Source organism: Curtobacterium subtropicum, from assembly GCF_030362975.1.
Classification (GTDB): domain Bacteria; phylum Actinomycetota; class Actinomycetes; order Actinomycetales; family Microbacteriaceae; genus Curtobacterium; species Curtobacterium subtropicum.
Genome location: NZ_JAUCMM010000002.1, coordinates 78,594 through 96,878, shown reverse-complemented (window position 1 = coordinate 96,878; position 18,285 = coordinate 78,594). Strand labels below are relative to the sequence as shown.

Annotated in this window: 21 protein-coding genes; 10 read left to right on the top strand and 11 right to left on the bottom strand. The window is 74.2% G+C overall.

Going from position 1 to position 18,285, the window contains the following annotated elements:
* Positions 1 to 13: 13 nt before the first annotated feature.
* Positions 14 to 472, top strand: a complete 459-nt coding sequence (locus QUG98_RS03675; protein ID WP_289469274.1) for a DUF4383 domain-containing protein — start codon at positions 14 to 16, stop codon at positions 470 to 472.
* 155 nt (positions 473 to 627) lie between these two features.
* On the opposite strand, the gene QUG98_RS03670 is transcribed toward QUG98_RS03675, so the two are convergent.
* From QUG98_RS03670 to QUG98_RS03650, 5 genes are all read right to left on the bottom strand, one after another.
* Positions 628 to 1,032 (bottom strand): PIN domain-containing protein, encoded by a 405-nt coding sequence (locus QUG98_RS03670; protein WP_289469273.1) that lies wholly within the window; start codon positions 1,030 to 1,032, stop codon positions 628 to 630.
* The gene (locus tag QUG98_RS03665) at positions 1,029 to 1,244 is read right to left on the bottom strand and encodes a type II toxin-antitoxin system VapB family antitoxin (RefSeq protein WP_289469569.1); all 216 of its coding nucleotides are present in this window, start codon (positions 1,242 to 1,244) and stop codon (positions 1,029 to 1,031) included. The genes QUG98_RS03670 and QUG98_RS03665 overlap by 4 nt, the downstream gene beginning before the upstream one ends.
* Positions 1,245 to 1,335: 91 nt before the next feature.
* On the bottom strand, positions 1,336 to 2,277 hold the full coding sequence (locus QUG98_RS03660) for a 3-oxoacyl-[acyl-carrier-protein] synthase III C-terminal domain-containing protein (RefSeq protein WP_289469272.1): 942 nt from the start codon (positions 2,275 to 2,277) through the stop codon (positions 1,336 to 1,338).
* Complete coding sequence (locus tag QUG98_RS03655; protein ID WP_289469271.1) at positions 2,274 to 3,128, bottom strand: MBL fold metallo-hydrolase; 855 nt, start codon at positions 3,126 to 3,128, stop codon at positions 2,274 to 2,276. Before QUG98_RS03655 ends, QUG98_RS03660 begins: the two co-directional genes overlap by 4 nt.
* Complete coding sequence (locus tag QUG98_RS03650; RefSeq protein WP_289469270.1) at positions 3,121 to 4,134, bottom strand: NAD-dependent epimerase/dehydratase family protein; 1,014 nt, start codon at positions 4,132 to 4,134, stop codon at positions 3,121 to 3,123. Before QUG98_RS03650 ends, QUG98_RS03655 begins: the two co-directional genes overlap by 8 nt.
* Positions 4,135 to 4,239: 105 nt before the next feature.
* Here QUG98_RS03650 and QUG98_RS03645 point away from each other — a divergent pair, with 105 nt between their 5' ends.
* The 5 genes from QUG98_RS03645 to QUG98_RS03625 all read left to right on the top strand — a co-directional run bounded on the left by QUG98_RS03645 (position 4,240) and on the right by QUG98_RS03625 (position 8,390).
* Positions 4,240 to 5,475 (top strand): glycosyltransferase, encoded by a 1,236-nt coding sequence (locus tag QUG98_RS03645; RefSeq protein ID WP_289469269.1) that lies wholly within the window; start codon positions 4,240 to 4,242, stop codon positions 5,473 to 5,475.
* Between the two features lie 240 nt (positions 5,476 to 5,715).
* The gene (locus QUG98_RS03640) at positions 5,716 to 6,021 is read left to right on the top strand and encodes a putative quinol monooxygenase (protein WP_289469268.1); all 306 of its coding nucleotides are present in this window, start codon (positions 5,716 to 5,718) and stop codon (positions 6,019 to 6,021) included.
* A 70-nt stretch (positions 6,022 to 6,091) separates the two neighbouring features.
* Positions 6,092 to 6,868, top strand: a complete 777-nt coding sequence (locus QUG98_RS03635) for a LamB/YcsF family protein (RefSeq protein ID WP_289469267.1) — start codon at positions 6,092 to 6,094, stop codon at positions 6,866 to 6,868.
* Positions 6,865 to 7,509 (top strand): 5-oxoprolinase subunit B family protein, encoded by a 645-nt coding sequence (locus QUG98_RS03630; protein WP_289469266.1) that lies wholly within the window; start codon positions 6,865 to 6,867, stop codon positions 7,507 to 7,509. The genes QUG98_RS03635 and QUG98_RS03630 overlap by 4 nt, the downstream gene beginning before the upstream one ends.
* Positions 7,506 to 8,390 (top strand): 5-oxoprolinase subunit C family protein, encoded by an 885-nt coding sequence (locus tag QUG98_RS03625; protein ID WP_289469265.1) that lies wholly within the window; start codon positions 7,506 to 7,508, stop codon positions 8,388 to 8,390. Before QUG98_RS03630 ends, QUG98_RS03625 begins: the two co-directional genes overlap by 4 nt.
* Positions 8,391 to 8,426: 36 nt before the next feature.
* On the opposite strand, the gene QUG98_RS03620 is transcribed toward QUG98_RS03625, so the two are convergent.
* The 3 genes from QUG98_RS03620 to QUG98_RS03610 are packed head-to-tail and all read right to left on the bottom strand — an operon-like array spanning position 8,427 to position 11,282.
* Positions 8,427 to 9,494, bottom strand: a complete 1,068-nt coding sequence (locus QUG98_RS03620) for a DUF2891 family protein (RefSeq protein WP_289469264.1) — start codon at positions 9,492 to 9,494, stop codon at positions 8,427 to 8,429.
* Complete coding sequence (locus QUG98_RS03615; RefSeq protein ID WP_224441682.1) at positions 9,481 to 10,584, bottom strand: DUF979 domain-containing protein; 1,104 nt, start codon at positions 10,582 to 10,584, stop codon at positions 9,481 to 9,483. The genes QUG98_RS03620 and QUG98_RS03615 overlap by 14 nt, the downstream gene beginning before the upstream one ends.
* Entirely contained in the window at positions 10,581 to 11,282 is a 702-nt protein-coding gene (locus QUG98_RS03610; RefSeq protein WP_289469263.1) for a DUF969 domain-containing protein, read from the bottom strand. Before QUG98_RS03610 ends, QUG98_RS03615 begins: the two co-directional genes overlap by 4 nt.
* Before the next feature lie 150 nt (positions 11,283 to 11,432).
* Here QUG98_RS03610 and QUG98_RS03605 point away from each other — a divergent pair, with 150 nt between their 5' ends.
* The gene (locus tag QUG98_RS03605) at positions 11,433 to 12,086 is read left to right on the top strand and encodes a GntR family transcriptional regulator (protein ID WP_289469262.1); all 654 of its coding nucleotides are present in this window, start codon (positions 11,433 to 11,435) and stop codon (positions 12,084 to 12,086) included.
* Positions 12,087 to 12,090: 4 nt separating this feature from the next.
* On the opposite strand, the gene QUG98_RS03600 is transcribed toward QUG98_RS03605, so the two are convergent.
* From QUG98_RS03600 to QUG98_RS03590, 3 genes are all read right to left on the bottom strand, one after another.
* Positions 12,091 to 13,113 carry an amidohydrolase family protein gene (locus QUG98_RS03600; RefSeq protein WP_289469261.1) on the bottom strand — a complete coding sequence of 341 codons (1,023 nt, stop codon included), beginning with the start codon at positions 13,111 to 13,113 and terminating at the stop codon, positions 12,091 to 12,093.
* A gap of 183 nt (positions 13,114 to 13,296) precedes the next feature.
* The gene (locus QUG98_RS03595) at positions 13,297 to 14,631 is read right to left on the bottom strand and encodes an endo-1,4-beta-xylanase (protein ID WP_434533414.1); all 1,335 of its coding nucleotides are present in this window, start codon (positions 14,629 to 14,631) and stop codon (positions 13,297 to 13,299) included.
* Positions 14,632 to 14,651: 20 nt separating this feature from the next.
* Complete coding sequence (locus QUG98_RS03590) at positions 14,652 to 14,951, bottom strand: hypothetical protein (RefSeq protein WP_289469260.1); 300 nt, start codon at positions 14,949 to 14,951, stop codon at positions 14,652 to 14,654.
* 107 nt (positions 14,952 to 15,058) lie between these two features.
* Between QUG98_RS03590 and QUG98_RS03585 the strand changes: the two genes are divergently transcribed.
* From QUG98_RS03585 to mobA, 3 genes are read left to right on the top strand one after another with little or no spacing between them, the layout of a single operon-like run.
* A complete protein-coding gene (locus QUG98_RS03585) occupies positions 15,059 to 17,152 on the top strand; it encodes an ArnT family glycosyltransferase (protein WP_289469259.1) in 2,094 nt (697 codons plus the stop codon).
* Positions 17,153 to 17,180: 28 nt separating this feature from the next.
* Positions 17,181 to 17,681 (top strand): GNAT family N-acetyltransferase, encoded by a 501-nt coding sequence (locus QUG98_RS03580; RefSeq protein WP_289469258.1) that lies wholly within the window; start codon positions 17,181 to 17,183, stop codon positions 17,679 to 17,681.
* On the top strand, positions 17,678 to 18,283 hold the full coding sequence (gene mobA / locus QUG98_RS03575) for a molybdenum cofactor guanylyltransferase (RefSeq protein WP_289469257.1): 606 nt from the start codon (positions 17,678 to 17,680) through the stop codon (positions 18,281 to 18,283). Before QUG98_RS03580 ends, mobA begins: the two co-directional genes overlap by 4 nt.
* The last annotated feature ends 2 nt before the right edge of the window (positions 18,284 to 18,285 follow it).

The following is an 18,285-nucleotide window of genomic DNA, read 5'->3' as shown; positions in this document are numbered from 1 at the left end:
GAAGGACAGCACCATGACCAGCAACGCAGCATCGACCCGCACCGGGTTCGCGTCGACCCTCGTCCAGAAGGGCGCCCTGCTCTTCGGCGTCGTCTTCCTCATCGTCGGCATCGCCGGCTTCATCCCCGGCCTGACCATGGACATGGGCACCATGTCGTTCGCCGGCAACAGCTCGATGGCCATGCTCCTCGGGCTCTTCCAGGTGTCGGCCCTGCACAACATCGTGCACCTGCTGTTCGGCATCGTCGGCATCCTCGCCGCCCGGTCCGCAGCCGGCTCGCGCTCCTACCTGCTCATCGGCGGCATCATCTACGCCGTCCTGTTCGTCTTCGGCCTCTTCGTCGCGAACATGGCGGGCGCGGCGAACTTCGTCCCGCTGAACAGCGCCGACAACGTGCTCCACGCGCTGCTCGCCGTCGCGATGATCGTCCTCGGCGTGCTGCTCCCCCGCGCGGGTCGCACCACGCGCTGATCGACCTCGGTGGGCCGTCCGGTGCTGGGCGGTCCGCCGGACCAGCGGTGGCCTCCCCGGGGATCAGGGGCCATCGGACGCCCCCGTCGCAGCAGCGGCGGGGGCGTCGTCGTGCACGGTGCGCGGGGTCGAGGAGTGGACCCGCGCGCGACGCGTCAGCCCTCCGGCAGGTACTCGTGGCGGAAGCGGGGCATCACGGCAGCGATGTGGTCGTAGTCGTGGTCCGCGGTCAGCACCACGGCATCCTCGGCCACCGCGTACGCAGCGACGAGGACGTCGACGACTCCCGCCCCGCGCACGTACCCGCGGTGCCACAGCGACTGCTGGATCTCGAGCGCGGCGTTCGCGGACGGCACCACGTCCGCCGGCAGGAACGCGGCCATGTCCTCGGCCAACGCAGCGTGTGCGGCGCTGTCCCGTGCGGAGAAGCAGTACTCCAGCACCTGGGGAGGGCAGGTCAGGATCAGGTCCTGTGTCGCAACCACCCGGAGTCGTGCAGCGATCGACGGGCAGCGGCTGGCCTTCCACCACACGGAGTCGTCGACGATGTAGGCGCTCACTGCCCGTCGACGGGGACGCCGGGTGCCGAGTAGTGCACGACGGGAGCCTGCGTCTGCTCGTCGAGCACGTCGCGGGCGCGGATGCGTTCGACCGCGGCCGGCTGACGCCGCACCGCGATCAGCGTCTGCAGCGCACGGTCCACGACGTCGCGGTTCGTGCGTGCACCCGTGAGCTCCTCGGCGGTGTCGAGCACCGACTGGTCGAGGTCGATCGTCGTGACGGTCGTGCGGTCCTCCAGCGTCTCAGGGTCGAGCGGGATCGTTCAACGGTCTGTACAAGACCGACACGTCGGGATCGAGACGTCAGAGGCGCAGCGCGAGGGCGTTCGCGGTCAGGCCCGCCGCCGTCCCGCAGAGCAGCACGGTGTCACCGCGACGGAGTCGTCCGTCGTCGAGGCACCGCGCGAGCATGAACGGTACCGACGACGACACCGAGTTCCCGAACGCGGCGACCTCGTCGACGTACTTGTCCGTCGGGATCCCGATCCGGCGCATCGCGAGCCCGATCGCCCCGCTGGCCTGGTGCGGCACGACCAGGTCGACGTCGTCGAGCCCGAGCCCGCTGCGCTCCCAGAACCGCGCGAAGAACCCGGGCAGGACCCGGAGCATCCCGGTCAGGGCGCGGCGGCCGTGCATGTCGAACAGGTAGTCGGCCGGGTCCCCCTCGGCGTACCGCCGGGCCGGGTACCGGGACAGACCACCCCGGAGCTCGGTGTCGTGGGCGTGTTCCGGCCAGGTCTGCTGCAGCGCCGACAGCACCCCCTGCGTCCCGTCGCCGCGCGTGAGCACCACGGCGGCAGCGGCGTCCGAGAACAGCTCGGCGGACTCGCGCTGCGCCGGGTCGAGGAAGCGCGACCCGACGTCGCCGGAGACGACGAGCACCCGCTCGTGGTCGCCGTCCTCCAGGTAGCGGGAGGCGACGTCGAGCGCCGTGATGAAGCTCGTGCAGGTGGAGTTCACGTCGAGGGCCGCCGCCCGGGCGTCGGGCGCGACCCGCTCCATCACGAGGGCCGCCGTGCACGGGATCGGCTGCACGCCCGCGGCGCAGGCGGCGATCACCAGGTCGAGGTCGGCGGCGTCGATGCCGGCGTGCTCGATCGCGCGTGCGGCTGCCTCGGCGAGCATGTCGAGCTGTGACACGTCGTCGGCGATCCGGTACCGCGTGACGGTGCGGGCACCGCTGCCGTAGGTGACCCTCCGGTCGGGCAGTGCCGTCCCCCAGCCGGCGATGGCGCAGTGCTTCATGGTCCCCCTCGGTCCTCGTCGTCGTCGGCGAGCAGGTCCACCCCGGTCCGGTGCTCGTCGTGGCTGAACAGCAGTCTGACACCGGCGCGCTCGAGTGCGAGCAGGCGTTCGGCGGTGCCGCGTTGCGCTCCGGAGTCGTGCGCGACCGCCCGCGGCAGGAGGCGCAGGTCGCGTTCCCGCCCGAGCAGGTCTCGGCTCCACGCGGCGTCGCCGGCGAGCAGCACGCGGTCCTCGACCAGCAGGCCGAGGTGTCCGTCCGCGTGTCCGGGCAGACGGACGAGGCGGGTGCGACCGTCCCCGAACGGGTCGGCCGTCGCGAGTCCGATCCCGGCGAGCGGACCGGTCGGCGCGGGACCGAAGGCGCTGTCCGGGACGACCCGGAGCCGGTCGGCGAGGCCCTCGGGCAGCAGTCCGCGCAGCTGCCCGGCGAGCAGCCGTGGGCGGGCGATGCTGCGGGCGACACCCTCGGTGACGAGCACCGTGGCGTGCGGGACGGCTCCGAGTCCGCCGACGTGGTCGGGGTGCAGGTGGGACAGGACGACGTGCGTGACGGCGTCCGTGTCGACGGCGTCGGCGAGCGTGCCGCCCGTCGGGACCACGGGTGGGAGCAGGCGTCGGTACGCCCAGCCCGCCGGACCGGTCCGCCACGGCAGGGGCGCGTACCCGGTGTCGAACAGGACGGTACGGTCCGGACCGGTCCAGGTGAACTCGTTCGCGGGGAAGACCCGGCGTCCGCGCGGCGCACCGCGCACGAGCCCGTGCACGTCGTGGGTCGTCCACCCGCAGGCGGCGGCGCGCAGGACACCGAGCGGGCGCCCCGCGACGCGGCTGTCCGCCGGACGCTCAGCCACGCGCCTGCTCATCGGCGCGACGACCCCGCTGCCCGGCGGGGGCGTAGCTCGCCAGTGCCTCGTCGAGCCCGACGACCGGCTCGTACCCGAGCACCCGCCGAGCACGGGTCAGGTCGAGCGTCTGCGAGTGCGTGATCGTCGACACCGTGTACCGGGTGACCGGCGGTTCGGGCTGCCCGGGCAGCACCGCGCACACGGCCTCGAGCACGGCGGCCATCGCGGCCACCGGCCCGGCGGGCACGCGCAGGTACCGCGGGCGCACCCCGAGTCCGGTGAGCAGCTGGTCGAGGAGCTCGACGAACGGGCGCGGGTCACCGTTCGTGATGTTGAAGGCGAGTCCGGCGGCCTCCGGTACCTCGGCGGCGAGCCGGACGGCGAGGGCGACGTTCTCGACGGCGGTCAGGTCGACGAGTCCGCGTCCGCCGCGCAGGAGCGGCACCCCGACCCGGTCGTGCACGCGCAGCAGCCGTGGCACGAGTCCGGTGTCCCCCGCGCCGACGATGCCGCGTGGGCGCAGGACGACGATCTCGGGTCCGTCGGGGTCGCCGGTCGCGGCACGGAGCAACGCCTCGGCGTGCAGCTTCGAGCGGATGTAGTGGTTCATCGGGCGGCTCGGGTCGACCTGGTCCTCGCGGATGTCGAGTCGGTCGCGCGGTGCGGCGTAGATGCCGGGCGACGACACGTGCACGAGCCGACGCGCCCCGACCCGCCGCGCGTACTCGAGCACCCGGGCGGTCCCGGTGACGTTGGCGTGCTCGAAGGCCGTCCACGGGCCCCACGGCGAGCTGAGCGCCGCGCAGTGCACGACGACGTCGGCGGGCACGTCCGAGCGGGCGAGGTCGTCGAGGTCGCCGACGTGCACGTCACCGGCGGGCAGCGCCGATGCCCGCCGGCCGGATGCCGTGACGTGGTACCCGTGCTCGCGCAGGTGCCGCACGACGTGACCGCCGACGAACCCGCTCGCCCCCGTGACCAGTGCGCGCTCCCCGGTGCCCGTTCCCCCCACGGCCCCGATCCTACGGGCAGACCGGGTGCCCGCAGGAGCACCTCGAGGAGCACCTCGACGGTCCAGCAGGAGCACGGTACGACCAGGCGGCCCTAGGCTCGGGGCGTGCGGATCGCGCTGGTCACCGACTACTACCTGCCGACGCTCGGGGGCGTCCAGACGGCGGTGCGCTCCCTCGCTGAGGCTCTCGCGACCGCCGGGCACGACGTCACCGTCTTCTGTCCCGACGACCCCGCCGGCCCCGCGCACGCCCCCGGCCGCAGCGCTGCTCCGGCCGTGGTCGGCCTGCCCGTCTCCCCCGTGTTCCACCCCGACGGCTACCCCTTCGCGTGGTCCCCTCGACGCGTCCGCGCCCTGCTCCGCCGCGAGTTGGCTGCGCGCCGCATCGAGGTCGTGCACACGCACTCCGAGATGTTCGCCGCACTCGGCGGGCTCCGCGCCGCGCAGGACCTCGGCATCCCGGTGGTGCACACGATGCACGGCCGCATCGACGTCTACACGCGGAACGTCCTGCCCGTCCCCGCCGTGACGACGGTGCTCCTCGCCGTCCTGCACGCGACGCAGGTCCCCCGCCGGGGCATCCGCGTCGCTGCCGACGCCCCCTACACCCGCACGAGGACGGCGCGGCGGATGTGGCGGGTGATGCTCGCACAGTCGCGGGCGAGCGACCACGTGGTCGTCCCGTCGCGCCACTTCGCCGACAAGCTCGTCGACCGGGGCGTGCGGACCCCGGTGTCGGTCGTCTCGAACGGCATCGAGCCCGCGGTCCTCGACGCGATCGGGCCGGCGGCCGTCCGGACCCGGGCGTCCGACGAGCCGCTGCGGGTGCTGTGGGTGGGTCGGCTGTCGCCCGAGAAGCGTCCGGAGGTCCTGGTCGAGGCCGCCCGCTCGTTCCCGCCCGGCACCGTGGTCGACGTGCTCGGCGACGGCGTCGCGCGGGCCGCGGTCGCCCGGGCCGCGGTCGGGACCCCGGTCCGGTTGCACGGCTCGACCCCGCACGACGAGGTACTGGCCGCCATGCGTCGCGCGCACGTGCTGGTGTCGAGCTCCGTCGACTTCGACAACCAGCCGATGGTGATGCTCGAGGCGGTCGCCACCGGTCTGCCCGTCGTGCACTGCGACCCCGACCTCGCCGAGGTCGTCCCCGAGGGCGGCGGCTTCACGACGCCGTCACCGGACGCCGCGGGGATCGCGGCGGTCGTCCGGAGGGTGCACGACGGACCGGAGATGCTCGAGCGGGCGAGCGCCGCGCTGGTCGCGGCGCGCGGCAGTGCGGAGCAGCGTGTCGACGGGCTGGTGGCGATCTACGAGAGCGTCCTGCGTCCGTCACCCGCCGCCTGACGATCTGGCAGTGACCGGCGCGGTCGCGGTCCCGGCGAGACCGGCCGTCGGTGTCGAGACGACGACTCCTCGAGCCAACGGCGCCGGGTGCCGTCGTGGACACCCGCTGCAGGTGGGCGAGGACGACCCTGGCACGCGCGGCCTTCCCTCCGACCGCGTCCATCCGGAACACGGCGCGGTGCGACGACGTTGACCCACGCGGCGCCCGACCGGCGGGTGCCGCTGACGGAAGGTGTGCACATGACCCAGACGGTGCTCCTCGAGGTCCAGCTGCGGGACGACGTCACGCAGGACACCATCGACTCCGCGATCCGCGAGACCCTCGCCCAGACGGCGACCTTCGCGGGCAACGAGTCCCTCGAGGTCCTGGTCGACGACGACGACCCGCTGCGCCTCGTCGTGCTCGAGCGGTGGACGACCCCGGCCGACCACGACGCCTACGTCGCCTGGCGCGCCACCGACGAGGGTGCCCCGCGCGCCCTCGGCGCGATCGTCGCCGCCCCGCCCGTGACGCGCACGTTCAGCCGAACGCTCGACCTCGGCTGACCGGAGGGGTGACACCGTCACGGGCGCTCGGTAGATTGTTGAACAACCACCCGACGACGCAGGAGCGCCCGTGACGACGATCGACCTCAACAGCGACCTCGGCGAGGGCTACGGCGCGTGGACGGCCGGTGACGACCGGGCGGTCCTCGACCTCGTGACGAGCGCGAACATCGCGTGCGGAGCGCACGCCGGGGACCCGACGATCATGCTCGCGACCGCGCGCGCAGCCGTGGCACGAGGGGTCGCGATCGGTGCCCACGTGGCCTACCGGGACCTCGCCGGGTTCGGCCGACGCCCGGTGCACGTGACGCCGGACGAGCTGCACGCCGACGTCGTGCACCAGCTCGGCGCGATGGCCGCCGCGGCGACGGTCGCCGGCGGGCGCGTCACGTACGTCAAGCCCCACGGCGCGCTCTACAACACCGCCTGCGCCGACACGGTGCAGGCCGAGGCCGTCGTCCGTGCGGTCGCCGACGTCGACCCCTCGCTCGCCGTCCTCGCCCTGCCCGGCTCCGAGCTCCTCGCTGCGGCCGAGCGCCTCGGTCTGCGGCCCGTCGCCGAGGCCTTCGCGGACCGCGCCTACGAACCCGACGGCTCACTCGTGGCGCGCAGCCGTCCCGGCGCGGTGCTGCACGACCCGGACGAGGTCGCCGCTCGCGTGCTGCGGATGGTGACCGACGGCACCGCCGTCGCCGTGGACGGGTCCGAGGTGCGGGTGGCCGCCGAGTCGGTGTGCGTGCACGGGGACTCACCCGGTGCCGTCGCGATGGCCCGGGCGATCCAGGAGCTCCTGTCGGCCGAGGGCGTGGAGCTCACCCCCTTCGCGCCGGGTACGACGACGCCGTGACCGAACGCACCGCTGCCGACGTCCGGCCGGCCGGGCGCTCCGCGGTCCTCGTCACCTTCGACTCCCTCGAACAGGTCGTGGCGTTCCGCGGCGGTCTCGGACCGGACCCCGAGGGCGTCCTGCCCGGCGTGCACGAGGTCGTGTCCGGCGCCCGGACCCTCCTCCTGCGCTTCGACCCGACACGCACCGACCCCGTGCGGCTCCGGAGCGCGCTCGACCTCGTCGTCCCGGTGCCACCGGCCCCGAGCACGGACGACGCCACCCTGGTCGTGCCGGTCCGTTACGACGGCGAGGACCTCGACGGACTCGCCGCCTCGCTCGGGACGTCCCGCGACGCCCTCGTCGACTGGCACACCGGGCAGGTGTGGACGAGCGCCTTCTGCGGGTTCGCGCCCGGGTTCAGCTACTGCACGGGGACCGAACCGTCGCTCGGGGTGCCGAGGCGGAGCACCGCGCGGACCTCGGTGCCGGCCGGCTCGGTCGCCCTGGCGGGCGAGTTCAGCGCCGTCTACCCGCGCAGTTCCCCCGGCGGCTGGCAACTGGTGGGGCGGACCGACGTCGCGATGTGGTCGCTCGACCGCGACCCACCGGCGCTCGCCCCGCCCGGCACGCGCCTGCGCTACGTCGCGGTGACGTCGTGACCGCGCTCACCGTGCTCGGGGTCGGGTACGCGGCGAGCACGCAGGACCTCGGTCGCCCCGGCTTCAGCGAGGCCGGCCTCGGCGCGGCGGGCGCAGCCGACCGCGGTGCTGCGGCCCTCGCCAACCGCATGGTCGGCAACCGTCCGACGGCGGCCGTCCTGGAGGCCCTGCTCGGCTCCGTCACACTCCGCGCGGACGGGCACGTGGTCGCCGCCCTGACCGGCGCACCCGGTCCGGCCGCCGTCGAGCGGGCGGACGGCCGGGTCCACGGCGCAGCGATCGGTGCGGTCCTGATGCTCGGCCCCGGGGACGTGCTGCGGGTCGGTCTGTCCGAGACGGGTCTGCGGACGTACCTCGCCGTGCGCGGGGGGCTCGCCGTCGAGCCCGTCCTGGGCAGCCGCTCGTGGGACTCGCTCGCGGGTCTCGGTCCGTCGCCGGTCCGGGCGGGCGACGTCCTGCCGGTGGGCGTGGACGCGGACGGGTGGCCCCTGGTCGACGCCGTCGCACCGCCGCTCGCACCCCCGTCCGGCGGACCGGTCGTGCTCGACGTGGTCGCCGGTCCGCGCGACGACTGGTTCCGTCCGGACTGGCGCCGCACCCTGACCGGTCAGACGTGGACGACCCGCCCGGACAGCGACCGGGTCGGGGTCCGCACCACCGCGCCCGACCCGCTCGTCCGCCAGCGGGACGGCGAGCTGCCGAGCGAGGGCGTCGAGACCGGGTCGCTGCAGGTACCGCCAGAGGGCCACCCGGTGCTGTTCCTCGCCGACCACCCGGTCACCGGCGGGTACCCGGTCGTCGGGGTCCTGACGGCGGCCTCGGTCGACCGCGCCGCGCAGCTCCGTCCCGGCGACCCGCTGCGCTTCCGGCTGGTCGGCTGACGGCGCCGTGCCCGCCGACGGGTCAGCACCGGTGGGTCAGCGCGCGGTGCCCTCCCGCGCCTCCATGGCGTCCCACGCGAAGCTGGCGAGCCAGTGCGTCGAGTAGTACTCCTCGCCGACCGCCGCCTCGAGGCCGGAGGCCAACAGCTCGTCGACCGCCGCGTCGAGCAGCCCGGCGACCGGCACGTCACCACCGTCGATCCGCAGCGCGGCGACGATGCGCGTCGCACTGCCGGCCCGCGACAGGTCCAGGCCGTACAGGTGCACCTGCTGCGCGTCCGAGGGGTCGCGGACCACGGTCGGGCGGAGGACCTCGGCGTCGGGCCCGACGTCGGACAGGAACCCGGCCGCCCAGTCCCGGTACTCCGCGGGCGGGAGCACGACCGCCATGAGGTCGGCCTCGGCGAGCCCGGCGGACAGGAAGTCGTGCCCGCTCCGCTCCCACCCGAACGGCCACCCCGCGTCGCCCCCGAACCACTCACGTGCTGTCCGCTCGACCGTGGCGACGAGTCCGTCCCGCCCGAGGATGCGCGCAGCGTCGTGCACGAGCAGCAGGCCGAACGCCGAGTTGCTGTGCACACCGTGGCGCACCGGGTGGGCGGCTGCGGCGGTCCAGTCCGTGACCAGGTCGGCGATCGCATCGACCACGGGTGCGAAGCCCGGAGCGAGCGCCCGGAGCTCGGGCACCTCGGACGCGGACACCTCTGCGGCGAGGCGCAGCAGCCACGCCCAGCCGTACGGCCGTTCGAAGTGGGGTGCGGCGCGCAGGTAGGCGGCCTCCGTCGCCAGGTGGTCGGCGCGCAGGTGGTCCTGCAGGACCGCGGTCAACGCCGTCTGTTGCTCCGTCGGCAGGCCGTGGGCGAGCAACCGCGCGGCGAGCCAGTGCATGTGCACGGACGAGTGCCAGTCGTACGACGTCGCGAACGCGGGGTGGAGCTCGACGGGCAGCGCTCGGTCGTCCGGCCCCGTCGTCGCGTGGTGCGCGGCGTACGGGTACTCGCGGGTGGTGTTGTCGAGGGCGACCCGGGCGAACCGCTCGGCCCAGGCGGCACGGAGGAGGTCGGGGCGGTCCGCGTCGGGGCGGTGGTTCTCAGAATGCGACAAGGTACATGATCCCGGTGTTGACGGCGAGCAGGACGACGGCGGTCGGCAGCTGTGCCTTGATCGGCCCGTACTTGTCCCGCATCTCGAGGAGCGCCGCCGGTACGAGGTTGAAGTTGGCCGCCATCGGGGTGACGAGCGTGCCGCAGAAGCCCGCGAGCATGCCGATGGCGAAGATCGCCGCGGGGTTGCCGTCGAACTGCTGGACGAGGACGGGCCACCCGATGGCGGCCGTCATGATCGGGAAGGCCGCGAAGGCGTTGCCCATGATCACCGTGAATACCGCCGTGCCCACGCAGTACAGCACGACCGCGGCGAGCAGGGACCCGTCCGGCAGCACGGCCTTCGTGATGGTGCCCACCGCGGCACCGACACCGGCCTGGGTGAAGACGATGCCGAGCGTCGAGAGCATCTGCGGCAGGAGCGCGGCCCAGCCGATCGCCTGCAGGAGCCGCCCGCCCTCGCGCACCGGGGTGGCGACGCTCGGCGGCCGGAGGACGAGGACGGCGACCACGACGGCGAGCACCGAGCCGAGGCCGAGCCCCGTCAGCGTCGCGCTGCCCTCGGCGAGGAGCGGCCGGTCACCGATCCGCACGAGCGGTCCGAGCGTGGCGACGAGGACCGCCACCACCGGGACGACGAGCGCCGGCACGAAGAGCCGGTTGCCGAAGCGGCGGGCGGACGCGGCCCGTTCCTCGGGACCCGTCGTGGCGAGGACGCTCGTGGCGCTCCGTCCCTGCGCCGCCGCGACGCCCTCCTGCGCAGGGACCCGTTCGACCGTGCCGGTCGGGTCCGCCGGGCCGGTCGGGGCACCGGTCCCGGCCCCGGGGACGGCCGCGACGCGGGTGCGGCTCGTGGTGCCGGTCAGTCCGGCACCGGCCAGGGCCACCATCACGAGCACGGCGACGCCGAGCACCCACGCCGGCACCGCGCCCGAGACGACGAAGGTGCCGACCGGGAAGGAGACGCCGAGGATGCCCCAGAACGCCGCGTTCCCGAGGCGCTTGGCGTGACCGGCGTCGGCGGCGATGAGCACGGCGACGACGACGAAGAACGCGCCGATGAGCCAGTAGAGCCACTCGCTGGTGATCACGCTGCCACCCCCTGGGTCTGCGGCAGCACGTCCGCCGCCATCCGGTCGAGTCGTCGGTCGAGCAGCAGCAGCCGGATGCCGTGGACGACCAGGGCCGCGATGCCGGTCGGGATCGCCCAGAGCGCGAGGTCGATCGGCTCGAGCGCCAGCCCGTAGGTGGTGTCGACGAAGGTGGTGATGAGGAGGATCGAGCCGACCGCGACGAACACGTCCTCGCCGAAGAACACCCCGACGGTGTCGGACGACGCCGAGAAGCCCTTGATCTTCTCGCGCATCCGCTCGTCGATGCGCCCGTAGCGCTTCACGGCGGCGCCCTCGGCCATCGGGTGCACGAGCGGACGGACCGTCTGCGCGGGACCGCCGATGCTGGTGAGCCCGACGGCGGCGGTGACCTGGCGGACCGCGAGGTACCCCGCCAGGATCCGCCCGGTCGTGAGGCGGTCGAGCTTCGCGATCAGGCGCTTCGCCTGGTCCTGCAGCCCGTACCGCTCGACGAGCCCGATGACGGGCAGGACGAGGGCGAACGTGGTGACGCTCCGGCTCGACGCGAAGCCGTTGCCGAAGGCGTCGAGGATGCCGACCGGGTCGATGCCGCCGATGGCCGCGGTGACGATGCCCGCCACGGTGACCACGAGCAGCGCGTTGACGCGGAGGGCGAAGCCGACGATCACGACGGCGACACCGATGAGGACGAACATGCGGGACAGTCTCACCAGCATTGTTCAACAATCGCAAGGGGTGCGGGCGATCTGTAACACGCACGCAAACTGCGGGCCGCTGCCCGATCCACTCAGCGCGTGTCGGCGCGCGCGACGGCTCCCCACGCCCGGTCCGGGGAGGATCGGGGCATGACCCGTTCCCTCGGCGGCGCCGAGTCCACCGCCGCCCGCCTGCGCACCGCCATCGCCGGCGGCCACCACCTGCCGGGCGCCCAGCTGTCCGAGGAGCGCCTCAGCGACGAGCTCGGCGTCTCGCGGAACACGCTGCGGGAGGCTTTCCGGCTGCTCGCGCAGGAGCGCCTCGTCGAGCACGTCTTCCACCGCGGGGTGTTCGTCCGCCGGCTGACGCCCGAGGACGTCCGCGACCTCTACGCCGCGCGACGGGTCCTCGAGACCGCCGGCGTCCGTGCCTGCGCGCCGGACTCCCCGGCCCTGTCCGACGCCGTCGCCGCGGTCGACGCCGCGCAGGCCGCCGCCGCAGCCGGACGGTGGGCCGAGGTCGGCACCGCCGACGTCCGCTTCCACGCGGCGCTCGTCCGAGCCGTCCCGAGCGAGCGACTGCACGGTCTGATGGACTCCCTGCTCGCCGAGATGCGCCTGGCGTTCCTGTCCACGGACGACCCCGCCGCCTTCCACGCGGACTTCGTCGAGCGGAACCGGGCCATCGTCGCCGCGCTGCTCGACGGCGACCGCGGCACCGCGGCGTCCCTGCTCGGCGACTACCTCGACGATGCCGAGCGCACCCTGGTCGACACCGCGAGCGCAGGAGCTGCACGCACCTGATCCGTCATCCGTGGTCGCCGAGCCCGAACAGGCGCCGCGCGTTGCCCGACGCGAACGCCTCCCGCGCGGCGTCGTCGGGGAACTCCGCGAGGAACCCGTCGATCTGCTCGCGGGTCGGCGACTGGAACGGGTGGTCGGTCGAGAACACGAGCCGGTCGATCGTGGTGACGGCGAGTGCGTGCCGCAGCAGCGCCGGGTCGAGCATGCCCGACGCGGTGATCCAGACGTTCTCGCGCAGGTAGTCCGTCACCGACCGATCGAGCCCGGCCGTCCGTGCGACACCGTCGGCCCGCCCGTGCCAGAAGAGCAGCAGCTCACCCCAGTGCCCGAGCACGAGCTGCAGGTCGGGGTGCCGGTCGAGGGCGCCGCTCGCCATCAGCCGGAGCGCGGCCGTCCCCGCCTCGAGGTGCCAGCCCCACCCGAACGTCGCGAGGGCGAGGTCCACCGGTTCGCCGAGGCCCGAGTACGCGGCTCGGCGGACGGCGCCGGGCGGCACCTGCGGGTGGATGAAGACCGGCTGGCGCAGGCGCGACGCCACCGCCCACAGGTCGTCGTACCGCGGGTCGTCGAGCGTCACGTCACCGACCCGGCCGTAGGTCATCACGCCCGTCAGTCCGAGCGCGACGGCGCGCTCGAGCTCGGTCGCGGCAGCCGCCGGGTCCACGAGCGGGAGCGTCGCCATGGCCCGGAACCGCCCGGGGTGCGCACGGATCGCCTCGACGACCTCGTCGTTCGCATCGCGGGCGAGCGCCACGGCGTCGGCAGTGTCCGGGAGCTGTGCGCCGGGCGGGGCCAGCGAGAGCACCTGGACGTCGACGCCCTGATCGTCCATCGCGGAGAGCCGTCGCTCCCCCAGGTCGGCCAACCGTGCACGGACGTCGCCGTGGTCGTTGAGCACGAGGCTGGCGTCACGTTCGTCACCGGCCAGGCCCCGGAGCGCCCGGTCGACCGGTTCCGAGATCCAGTGCTCCTCGATGCCGATCAGTCGCGCCGTGCCCAGCCCGTCCGCTCCCGCGTCCTCCGACATCCCGTGCCTCCTGTCCGGCGCGCGGCCTGAGCGCGCCACGACGGACGGTACGCCGGATGCGACGACGCGACCGGGTCGGATCGGACAGGACCGGGTCGGTCGGCGCGAGCGGTGTCGGACGGAAGGCGCATGGCGGGCCCGTGCCGCGCCTCCCGTCCGTCCCGCGGTCACGTCGTCAGGTCGTCACGGCGCCGACGCGACCAGCTCCTGCTCCGCAGGCTCCCGCCCGACGGTGAACACCGCCGACGCGCCCCGCACGTCCGCCCGGTACTCCCCCCGGAACCCGCGCACCCGCACCTGCCCGCGCTCGTCCGTGCGGAGCACGGTCGGCCCGGTCCACCACTCCTCCTTGACGAGCCGGCGCAGCGCCTCGTAGGACGGCTTCGGCGTCCCGTCCTCGCGCACCAGCCCGATCGGCGCGCCCAGCCAGGCGCCCGCGTCGGTGATGCCCCAGTACGTGACGGCCTCGACCGCGGGGTGCCCGACCAGGCTCCGGTAGTGCCGCTCGACCTCGTCGGCCTGCCGCGCCTCACCCTCCGGTGTCGAGGGCCAGGAGTCCACCCGGTGGTCGTTCAGGTCGACGACGTCCGCGGGCATGAGGTCGCCGGACACGAGCGAGGTCTCGGTCAGGTGCAGCGGCAGGCCGTACCGGGCGAACCGGTCGACCATCGCGAGCATCGTCTCCTCGCCCCAGTAGCCCTGGTGCATGTGGGTCTGCAGCCCGATGGCGTCGATCTGCACCCCGGCCTCGAGCACGCCCTCGATCAGGCACTCGTACGCGCTCGACAGGTCGAAGTCGTTGAGCAGCAGGGTCGCGTGCGGGTTCGTCGCGCGGGCCTCCTCGAACGCCATCCGGATCGTCGGGATGCGGCCCTTCGCCCGGGCGAGCGGGGTGATCGCATTGTCGCCGTTGTCGAACACGGGCATGATGACGACCTCGTTGATCGCGTCCCACGTGTCGACCAGCCCCGCGAGGTCGGAGACCTCGCGGCGGATGCGCTCGCGCTGCAGCCGTTCGACCTCGTCGAGGGGCAGCCCGAGGAGCCAGTCCGGCTGCACGGTGTGCCAGACGAGCGGGTGGCCCTTGAGTGCGACGCCTCGGTCGCGGAACCACTCGGCGGTGCGACGGAGCCGGACGGTGTCGGGTCGGCCGCGTTCGGGCTCGAAGGTGCCCCAGTAGAACGGGAGCGTCGCGGTGGTGAACACGTCGGTGTACCGGTCCGCGAGCCGTTCGAGGTGCTCCCGCTCGTCCCCGTCGACCTCGTCGTTGGCGAGCGCGACGAAGTCGAAGCCGATGTTGCCGAAGCCGAAGGCGTGCCGGGTCTGCTCGACCGTGACCTCGACGTCCGGCAGCGGCGTGCCGTGATGGTCGGCGACCGTCAGGACCGCCGTGCCCGTGCGGTGCGCGACCGACTGCTGGGTGTCCGACTGCCGAGAGTCCGACTGCTGGGTGTCCATGGCTGCTCCCCGGCACCCGTCGTCGTCGATGTCGGCGGGATTTGTTGTGCGGCCGAACATAGCAGGACGGTGTCCCGGTGTCAGAAGCGCGCTGTCCCGCCTGTCCGCCGAGCGATGCTGCCGACCGCGCCCGCCGCCACCGCAGCGAGCGACAGCACCACGGCGAGCGCCGAGGACCCCCAGGCCACCACGCGAGCGAGGTGTGCGACGGCCTCGCCCGATCGGTTGGAGACGTACGAGAACGACCCGCTGTGCGCCCACGGGAACGCCGGCGCGACCGGCCAGGCCAGGTGCTCGGCGGCCGCGGCGACCACGACCGACACGGCGGCGGAGCCGGCGAGGAGGAGGGCTGCGCGACGGGCGGAGTGGCGAGGACGCATCCGGGAACCCTACCGATCGCGATCCTGGTACCGCTCCTGAACGAACCGGAGTCCTGAGGACCGGCTGCCCCGGGCTCCTTCATCGACTCCGGCGGGATCTTCAGCGCATGGACTCGACCCACCCCGCCCCGACGTCGGGCGACCGCGCCACCGCACGCCCTGCTCGATGGTGGCACCAGAGCGTCGCTCAACGGGCGACGCTCGCAGCGATCGTCGTGCTCGGCGCCGTCCTGTCGAGCTGGAACCTCGCCCGCGGCGGCGACTCGTCGTTCTACGCCGCCGCAGCCCGCTCGATGTCCGAGTCCCTGCCGGCGTTCCTGTCCGGCTCGTTCGACCCCGCCGCGACGGTGACCCTCGACAAGCTCGCCGGCTTCGCGGTGCCCCAGGCGATCAGCATCCACCTGTTCGGCATGTCCACCGCATCGCTCGCGCTGCCCCAGGTGATCGAGGGCGCGGTCACGACGCTCGCCGTCTCCGTGGTCGTGCTCCGCTGGCTCGGCGCCCGGGCAGGCCTGGTCGCCGCGGCCCTCGCCGCGAGCACCCCGATCTTCGTGTCGATGTTCGGCCACCCGATGGAGGACGGCCTCCTCACGATGTCCCTCGCGGTCGCGCTCGTGTGGTGGCAGCGCGCCGCGCTCACCCGCACCTGGTGGCCGCTGCTGCTCGCCGGGCTGTTCGTCGGCGTCGGCTTCCAGGCGAAGATGCTGCAGGCCTGGTTGGTGCTGCCCGCCCTCGTGCTCGCCACGGTGGTCGCCACCGCCGGCCCGGGAGCGCGGTGGCGCCGCGCCGTCGGGCACGTGGCCGCGCTCGTCGGTGCCGCGGTCGTCGCGAGCCTCTCCTGGTCGGTCGTGCTCGGGCTGCTGCCGACGGGTGACCACCCCTGGTTCGACGGGTCGACCGACGACAACGTGTTCGCGATGGTCTTCGGCTACAACGGCGCCGACCGGTTCCTCCCCGGGCTGTGGCCAGGGGCGGTCGGTGCGCTGGGCGCCGCCGTCGGGCACGCCGGCTCGCACGTCGCGGACACGTGGCGCACGGCGACCGCTGGCCGCGGCGGCAACCACTCGCTGCTGCAGCTCTTCTCACCGCGGTACGCGTCACAGGTCGGCTGGTCATGGCCCGCAGCACTCACCGGCGTCGGGATCGGTGCGGCCCAGTGGTGGCGTCGACGGCCCGGCCGGGAGGCCCTGCTCCCCGCCGCCACGCTCGTCGCCCTGGTCGTGTGGTTGATCACCGCGGTGGCGGTGCTGTCCGTCCTGCGGCTCCCGCACACCGCCTACGTCGCCGGGATCGGCGTGCAGCTCGCGGCCCTCGGCGCGCTCGGCTGGTGGGGTGCAGCCGGGTTCGTGGACGCGGCCGATCGCCGGCTGCGACTCGTGCCCGTCGGCCTGCTCGTGGTCCAGGGCGCCTGGTGGGCGTGGCTGGCGCGGGCCTCGTCCGAGCCGGCGCTGCTCGGCACGGTCGCCGTCGGCGTGACCGTCGTGGCGCTCGTGGTGCTCGTCGTCCGCTGGCGTCGGAGCGGCCCGACCGTGCCCTCGACCCGCTGGCGTCGGACGGCGGCCGGCGTGCTCGTGGCCGCGGTGGTGCTCGGGCCGGCGTGCTTCTCGCTGCAGGTCCTCGACGCGGCGCGGGACGGCAGCGGCGGCGACGCGTCGGTCGGCGTCGGGCAGGGCGCCTTCGCTCGCGGCGGTGGCACCCCGGAACGGGCGTTCGCGCTCGGCCGCGGCGGCACCGGCGGCTGGTCCGCCGGTGGTCGGTCGTCCGGCCCTGCGCCGTTCACGATCTCCGCACCGGACGTCGTCGGTGGGCACACCCGCCTGCCCGCCGACGAGGCGGCCCTCGTCGATGCCGCCCGGCGCGCCGGCGGCGGTCAGGACGGGGCGCCGCTGTTCCTCACCGACTCGTGGCGGATCGCCGCCGACGTCATCGGGGACACCGGCGACGAGATCCTGACCGACGGCGGGTTCTCCGGCCGGGTCCCGGTCTTCACCGCTGAACAGGTCGAGTCGATCGTCCGGTCGGGCCGGACGCACCTGCTCGTCGTCGCGTCGGGCACGGCCGCGACCGACCCCGTCCGCCAGGCCGGGGCCGCCCTCGGCTGTCGGGTCGTGCAGCGCTGGGGTTCGACGTTCGCCGACGCGGCGCCCGGCCGATCCTTCGGCGGTGGCACCACGTCCTTCGCGCTCGAGCGGTGCTCGTGAGACGACGCGGGTAGGGCAGGATCGAGCGATGGAGATCCGCGTGGCCGATCGTGACGACGCCGAGGCCGTCGCGGCCTTCCAGGTCCGGGCATGGGAGCAGACGTACCGGGGGCTCGTCCCCGACGCGTTCCTCGACGCCGCGAGATCGCGCGACCGACGTGCGCGGTGGACCGAACGGATCCGCCGGGGCGAGCGTCGCGTCGTGCTCGTGCGTACCGAGGACGTCGTGGTCGGGGTGTCGAGCACAGCACCGTCGGCCGAGCCCGGTCTGCCCGCGACCGAGCTCTGCACGCTCTACCTCGATGCGGCCGCGCAGGGCACCGGGGTGGCGGACCAGCTGCTCGAGGCTGCTCTCGGGCGGGCTGCTGCCCACCTGCTCGTCTTCTCGGTGAACGAGCGAGCCAAGCGCTTCTACGCCCGCCACGGCTTCGCGCCACAGGGTGCACCGCAGATCGACCCCGGCACTGGACTCGACGAGGAGCGCTGGGTGCGCGGCGTCAGCGGAACGGTCAGGAGCGTGCCGGCATGACCGTCCCGGAAGTCGTGCCGCACGATGCCGTCCTGCTCGCCGGGGGTCGGGCGTCGCGGATGGGCGGGACGGACAAGACCGCCCTCGTGGTCAACGGGCAGACGCTCTCCGACCACGCGGTCGCGGCGGCGTCAGATGCCCGCACGGTGGTCCTCGTCGGGCTCCGGGACGGCCGGACCGCACCGGACGGTGTCGTCGTCACGCGTGAGGACCCGCCCTTCGGCGGACCGGTGGCCGGCATCGCCGCAGGGCTCGCGGCGATCGGCGAGCCCGCGCCGTGGACGCTCGTGCTCGCGTGCGACCTGGTGCGCCCCGAGCGGGCGGTCGACGCGTTGCTGCGGGCGGCGGACGACGAGGCCGACGTCGACGGCTTCGTCGCCGTGGACGAGGACGGACGTCGGCAACCCCTGCTCGCGCTCTACCGATCGGACGCGCTGCGTGCCGCGGTCCGGGCGCTCGGCGACCCCGCCGGCGCGGCGGTCCGACGGCTCACCGCCGACCTCCGGCTCGTCGAGGTCCCGCTGTCCGCCGCACTCTGTGCGGACGTGGACGAACCGGCGGACGCCACGCGGGCCACGGCGACCGCCCGGCTGCTTGACTGACC

Coding starts and splice junctions, on each gene's coding strand:
- QUG98_RS03675 (WP_289469274.1), top strand. CDS start 14: ATGACCAGCAACGCAGCATCGACCCGCACCGGGTTCGCGTCGACCCTC.
- QUG98_RS03660 (WP_289469272.1), bottom strand. CDS start 2,277: ATGAAGCACTGCGCCATCGCCGGCTGGGGGACGGCACTGCCCGACCGG.
- QUG98_RS03640 (WP_289469268.1), top strand. CDS start 5,716: ATGACCCAGACGGTGCTCCTCGAGGTCCAGCTGCGGGACGACGTCACG.
- QUG98_RS03610 (WP_289469263.1), bottom strand. CDS start 11,282: ATGTTCGTCCTCATCGGTGTCGCCGTCGTGATCGTCGGCTTCGCCCTC.
- QUG98_RS03605 (WP_289469262.1), top strand. CDS start 11,433: ATGACCCGTTCCCTCGGCGGCGCCGAGTCCACCGCCGCCCGCCTGCGC.
- QUG98_RS03600 (WP_289469261.1), bottom strand. CDS start 13,113: ATGTCGGAGGACGCGGGAGCGGACGGGCTGGGCACGGCGCGACTGATC.
- QUG98_RS03595 (WP_434533414.1), bottom strand. CDS start 14,631: ATGTTCGGCCGCACAACAAATCCCGCCGACATCGACGACGACGGGTGC.
- QUG98_RS03590 (WP_289469260.1), bottom strand. CDS start 14,951: ATGCGTCCTCGCCACTCCGCCCGTCGCGCAGCCCTCCTCCTCGCCGGC.
- QUG98_RS03585 (WP_289469259.1), top strand. CDS start 15,059: ATGGACTCGACCCACCCCGCCCCGACGTCGGGCGACCGCGCCACCGCA.
- QUG98_RS03580 (WP_289469258.1), top strand. CDS start 17,181: ATGGAGATCCGCGTGGCCGATCGTGACGACGCCGAGGCCGTCGCGGCC.
- mobA (WP_289469257.1), top strand. CDS start 17,678: ATGACCGTCCCGGAAGTCGTGCCGCACGATGCCGTCCTGCTCGCCGGG.